Consider the following 4,871-nt stretch of genomic DNA (forward strand, 5'->3'; position numbering starts at 1 on the left):
GCTTTATCGCAAGCATCCCCACCCCTGCCGCAAAGAAATTCACCGCCGAATACACCAAGAACTATAAAATGAACCCGGAGAAATACGCTCAGGCCGGCTATGACTGCATGATGATGATAGGAGAGGCGATAGCGAAGGCCGACTCGACAGACCGCGCCAAGGTCCGCGACGCGCTTGCATCGATCAAGTACACCGGACCGCAGGGCAAGGCCTATTTTGACGCTAAGAACCAGCTCCAGATAGATGAATACATAGCTGCGATAAAAGACGGCAAGATCGTCGTAGTCGCCGGCCCTATTTCTGGTAAATAGTCGATTTAATTTTCTGAAGACGGAGGAGGGGGCCCTCCTCCGTCTCAAATCCAGCAGGCTGGTAGCTTTGAAGAGGTGAGCTAATCATGATGTTAACTGTTTTACTGCAACAGATGCTGAACGGGATCATTTTGGGCTGCATTTACGCTCTTATTGCTCTTGGCCTGTCGCTTATCTTTGGGATACTCGAAACGGCCAATTTCGCGCACGGCGAATTTTACATGATAGGTGCCTTCATCGGTTTTTTCAGTACCATGATGTTAGGCCTTCCGTTTTTCGCTTCACTATTGGTGTCTATGGCGGGAATGGCGTTGCTCAGCGTCATAATAGAGCGTCTCGCATTTCGCCCTATTGTAGGAAAGCCGCTTATCAACGGTATGCTTCTTTCCTTCGGACTTTCCACGGCGCTTGCGAACCTTGCTCTTTATCTATTTAAGGCGGATCCGCGCAAAATCGAATCGGGGCTTTCTGGCATACACTTTGATTTGGGCGGCGTCTTTGTAACAGGAGAAAGGCTTACCGTTCTGGTGCTGTCAGTGTTTCTTGTCGCTATGCTTTCCTGGTTCATCACCTATACAAAAATCGGCAAATCAATGAGGGCTGTTGCACAGGATCGCGTCGCCGCAGAACTTTCCGGGATAAACGTCAGGATGATCTATTCCATCACTTTTGCAATAAGCGGGGCGCTTGCGGCTGCCGCCGGCACGATGGTTGGCGCCATCTTTTTCGTTCAGCCGGACATGGGGCTTGCCGTCACGCTTAAATCCTTCGTTATAATCATTCTGGGCGGCATTGGGCAGATAAAAGGCGTGATTTTCGCCGCTATCCTCATCGGGCTCGTTGAGAGCCTTGGCGGAGGTTTTATAAGCTATGCCTATAAGGATGCCTATCCTTTCCTCCTGCTCATTCTGCTCTTCATTTTCAAGCCCGAAGGACTTGCGGGAGGTAAAAAATAATGACAAAGACTGCAAGATATATCGCGTTCTTCTGTTTTTTGGTGATCTTCCTCTTCCTTCCGCACCTGTTCACGATGGATTACTACCTGCATATATTTGTAATGTCGGAGATATATGCTGTGCTCGCCCTCTCTCTTGCTCTCATCGTAGGGTTTTCTGGGCAGGTCTCTATGGGGCACGCCGCCTTTTACGGGGTCGGGGCCTATGCCTCCGCCATCTTGAGTACGCGTTTTGGACTTTCTTTCTGGATCGCCTTCTGGCTTTCAGGTGTAGCCGCGGGCCTTCTTTCTTACTGCCTTGGCAGGCTTGTGCTGAGGCTTAAGGGACACGTTTTGGCTATCACGACCGCGTTTTTCTGCGTTCTGGTGAATGTTGTCATGGTCAACTGGATACCGGTTACAAACGGCCCGATGGGCATAGCGGGTATCCCGAGGCCGACTCCTATCAACCTTGGCGCGTTTGTCATCCCGTTCGAGACAAGGCTGCATTACTATTATCTAGGGCTTGTCTTTGTGGCAGCGGTTGCATGGCTGCTTTACAGGATCACCGTTTCCAGAATAGGAGATAATCTGATCGGTGTCCGAGAAAATCAGGAACTTGCAAAGTCACTTGGCATCGACACTATGAAGAGCAAAGTGTTCGCCTTCACGCTTGGCGGGGCTCTAGCTGGGCTCGCCGGTTCTTTTTACGCTCACTATATCCTCTTCATAAGCCCTGTAACATTTACCATTGGAGAGTCCATCAACATCTTGGTGATGGTGATTTTTGGCGGAATGAGCACGCTGGTCGGGCCAATTTTCGGAGCCATCTCACTGACGATCCTGCCGGAGTTTCTGCGAATGGCGGGCGCGCTGCGTTTGGTAATTTACGGCGTGGCCCTAGTCTGCTTTATTATATGGCTGCCGCAGGGTGTATGGGGAAGCTTAAAAAACTATTACCTTACGAAGAAAACAATGGATAAAGAATAATAAAACCAGACAATATCCGAACGGATATAAAAAGATGACGCCGGCACACAGAGAACAGTCCTCTCTGCCGGCGTCATCTTTTTGTAAAGACAGGCAAAATCACCGCAAGCGCTTAGTTTGCGGACCGTAGATTCACGCTGGTGTGGTTTTGTCGTCTGTGGGATGATTTTCGATGTCTAAAAATTCTGTAAATAATGCTGCGGCCTAATGCGGTGGGCGGCGGGGCGTGTTATCATTAGAGAAAACAATTACGGGAGGCATTTGATATGAGCGAACTGTTTAAAAATATACCAAAAGAGACGGCTCTTCGGCTTTGTGATCTGGTCAGCGCGGAGGAGGGGCAAATAACGAGCCGCACGCTTGCGCAGAATGACGCGGTTAGCGTTACGCTCTTTGCCTTTTCCGCCGGAGAGGAGATCGGAACGCACGATTCAAAGGGCGACGCTATGGCGACTGTGCTTGAGGGCACGGGGCGCTATGTCGTGGGAGGAAACGAGTACATGCTTTCGCAGGGCGAGACTTTGATAATGCCGGCCAACGTTCCGCACTCGGTCCACGCGCCGGGGCCGTTCAAAATGCTGCTTACAGTCGTTTTTCCGATAGAGAAATAAAGTGCCGCGGAAATTGAGGCGCGGCGCCGATGCTTGAGCTTACGATACTTGTCGAAAACAGCACAAAAATAGACCTCTACCTTGCGGGGGAGCCGGGGCTTTCCGTCTGGCTTGAGTGCTGCGGGAGAAAGATACTTTTTGATACGGGATATTCGGGGCTTTTCCTGCAAAACGCGGCTCAGCTTGGCGTGGATGTCTCCCAGATGGATATGCTCGTCTATTCGCACGGGCACAACGACCACACATGGGGCACGCACGCCCTCGTCGAATATTTAGACAAGAAAAACGCAGCACGCGCCCCCGCGCTGCTTGCGCATCCGCGAGTTTTTGAAAACAAGCGCGCTCAGGGCCATCTTATCGGCGCTGTGATGCGCGAAGAGGCGCTTTCAGCCTTTTTTGACGTCGTTCTCAGCGCCGATCCGCTTGAAATAGAGTCGGAGCTGTGGTGGCTGGGCGAGATACCGGCCTCGGTAACGCCGCGCCGCGCATCGGGCACGATTTGCGGCGCTTCGGATGTGACGCCCGATCTCTGCGTGGATGATTCGGCGCTTGCCTATCGCGGACGCGACGGCCTCGTCATAATCACCGGCTGTTCGCATTCCGGAATTTGCAATATTGTGGCGCACGCAAAGAGCGTGACTGGCGAGACGCGAGTGGCGGATATAATAGGCGGCTTTCACCTGCTTGACGCTTCGGCGGAGGAGCTGCAAGAGGTGACGGCGTATCTGTCGGCGGCTGGCGTTTCTACGATGCACCCGTGCCACTGTACGGACTTCAAGGCTAAAATGGCGCTTGCCGCGGCTTTTGACGTGCGTGAAGCCTATACGGGGCTGCGCTTTAAATATAAATAGCCGCGCTGCGGAAGCCGTTATTCAAATTTTGCGGCCGCGCTGAATATTATAAAAAACACAAGGTTGACTATAACGACGCTCGCTCCGGCGGGCGAGCCCGTGGCGTATGAGAGTATGAGCCCCGCGGCGAATGAGACGAGCGATATGACGGCGGATGATATGGCGACGCTTCGGAAGCTTTTGAAGAGGCGCATTGAGGTGAGCGCCGGAAATATTATGAGGCCGGAGATCAAAAGCGCTCCCATGAGGCGCATACCCACCGCTATCGTCACGCCTGTGAGCGTGGCGATAGTTACGTTGAGCAGGCCCGTTCTCACGCCAGTCGCCTTTGCGAAATTTTCGTCGAAGGTGACGGCGAATATTCTGTTGTAGCAGAGGGCGAAGAGCAGCAGCACGCAGGAGGAGGCGCCTACGCTGAGCGTGACGTCGCCTTTGCTCATTGCGAGTATGCTTCCGAACATGTAGCTTGAAACGTCGGTGTTTATGCCCTGCGTCATTGATATCGCCGTGATGCCGATGGCAAGCGCGCCCGTGGAGATGAGGCCTATAGCCGCGTCCCCGCGGAGGCTGCTTTCATCGGTTATTTTAAGCAGCAGTATCGCCGCGCCCGCCACCACCGGTATGGTGAGGCCAAGCGGAGCCGCGCCGAGCGCTATCGCCGCGGCAAGCGCGCCGAAGCCTACGTGCGCCAGACCGTCTCCTATCATGGAGTAGCGTTTCAGCACGAGGCTGACGCCAAGCAGCGACGAGCAGAGCGAGACCATCAGCCCCACAGAGGCGGCCCGCAGCAGGAAATTGTATGAAAGCATCTCCGTTATCAAATCAAGCATTTTTGTTTTTTTGCGTCCATTCGCGGTAGTCTTGCGCAGCGCCGAAAAATTCCTGCCTCTCGCCCAGCACCAGCAGATGTGTCGCCTCCGCCTCAGCGCGCTCTCTGTCGTGAGTCACCATGACGACGGCAAGGCCCGTCTCTGAACGCAGCGCGCGAAGCAGCGCGTGAAAATCCTCCGCTCCCGCCGCGTCAAGCGCGGAGGCCGGCTCATCCATGAAGAGCGCACGTTTTGCGGCGCAGAGCGCCCGCGCTATCAGCACACGCTGCTGCTGGCCTCCCGAGAGGTCGCGGAAGGCCTTCGCGCGAAGCGGCAGCACGCCCATGCGTTCCAGATTGAGGTCT

7 protein-coding genes are annotated in these 4,871 nt (G+C 53.9%); 5 read left to right on the forward strand and 2 right to left on the reverse strand.

The genetic code is table 11. From position 1 onward, the window contains the following. The 5 genes from RRY12_11970 to RRY12_11990 all read left to right on the forward strand — a co-directional run. On the forward strand, positions 1 to 311 hold a 311-nt coding region (locus tag RRY12_11970; protein ID MEG2185389.1), incomplete at its 5' end, for an ABC transporter substrate-binding protein. Between the two features lie 86 nt (positions 312 to 397). After that, positions 398 to 1,267 (forward strand): branched-chain amino acid ABC transporter permease, encoded by an 870-nt coding sequence (locus tag RRY12_11975; GenBank protein ID MEG2185390.1) that lies wholly within the window; start codon positions 398 to 400, stop codon positions 1,265 to 1,267. Beyond that, complete coding sequence (locus RRY12_11980; GenBank protein ID MEG2185391.1) at positions 1,267 to 2,235, forward strand: branched-chain amino acid ABC transporter permease; 969 nt, start codon at positions 1,267 to 1,269, stop codon at positions 2,233 to 2,235. The genes RRY12_11975 and RRY12_11980 overlap by 1 nt, the downstream gene beginning before the upstream one ends. 266 nt (positions 2,236 to 2,501) lie before the next feature. Next, positions 2,502 to 2,846: a cupin domain-containing protein gene (locus RRY12_11985; protein MEG2185392.1), complete on the forward strand. Its 345-nt coding sequence runs from the start codon at positions 2,502 to 2,504 to the stop codon at positions 2,844 to 2,846. A 29-nt stretch (positions 2,847 to 2,875) separates the two neighbouring features. Continuing rightward, positions 2,876 to 3,697 (forward strand): MBL fold metallo-hydrolase, encoded by an 822-nt coding sequence (locus RRY12_11990; GenBank protein MEG2185393.1) that lies wholly within the window; start codon positions 2,876 to 2,878, stop codon positions 3,695 to 3,697. A gap of 17 nt (positions 3,698 to 3,714) precedes the next feature. Here RRY12_11990 and RRY12_11995 read toward each other — a convergent pair whose 3' ends face one another. After that, the gene (locus RRY12_11995) at positions 3,715 to 4,527 is read right to left on the reverse strand and encodes a metal ABC transporter permease (GenBank protein MEG2185394.1); all 813 of its coding nucleotides are present in this window, start codon (positions 4,525 to 4,527) and stop codon (positions 3,715 to 3,717) included. Then, positions 4,520 to 4,871, reverse strand: a 352-nt coding sequence (locus tag RRY12_12000; GenBank protein MEG2185395.1) for an ATP-binding cassette domain-containing protein, incomplete at its 5' end; no start/stop codon positions are given. The genes RRY12_12000 and RRY12_11995, both read right to left, overlap by 8 nt.

Origin of the sequence: Cloacibacillus sp., from assembly GCA_036655895.1 — a bacterium.
GTDB lineage: Bacteria > Synergistota > Synergistia > Synergistales > Synergistaceae > JAVVPF01.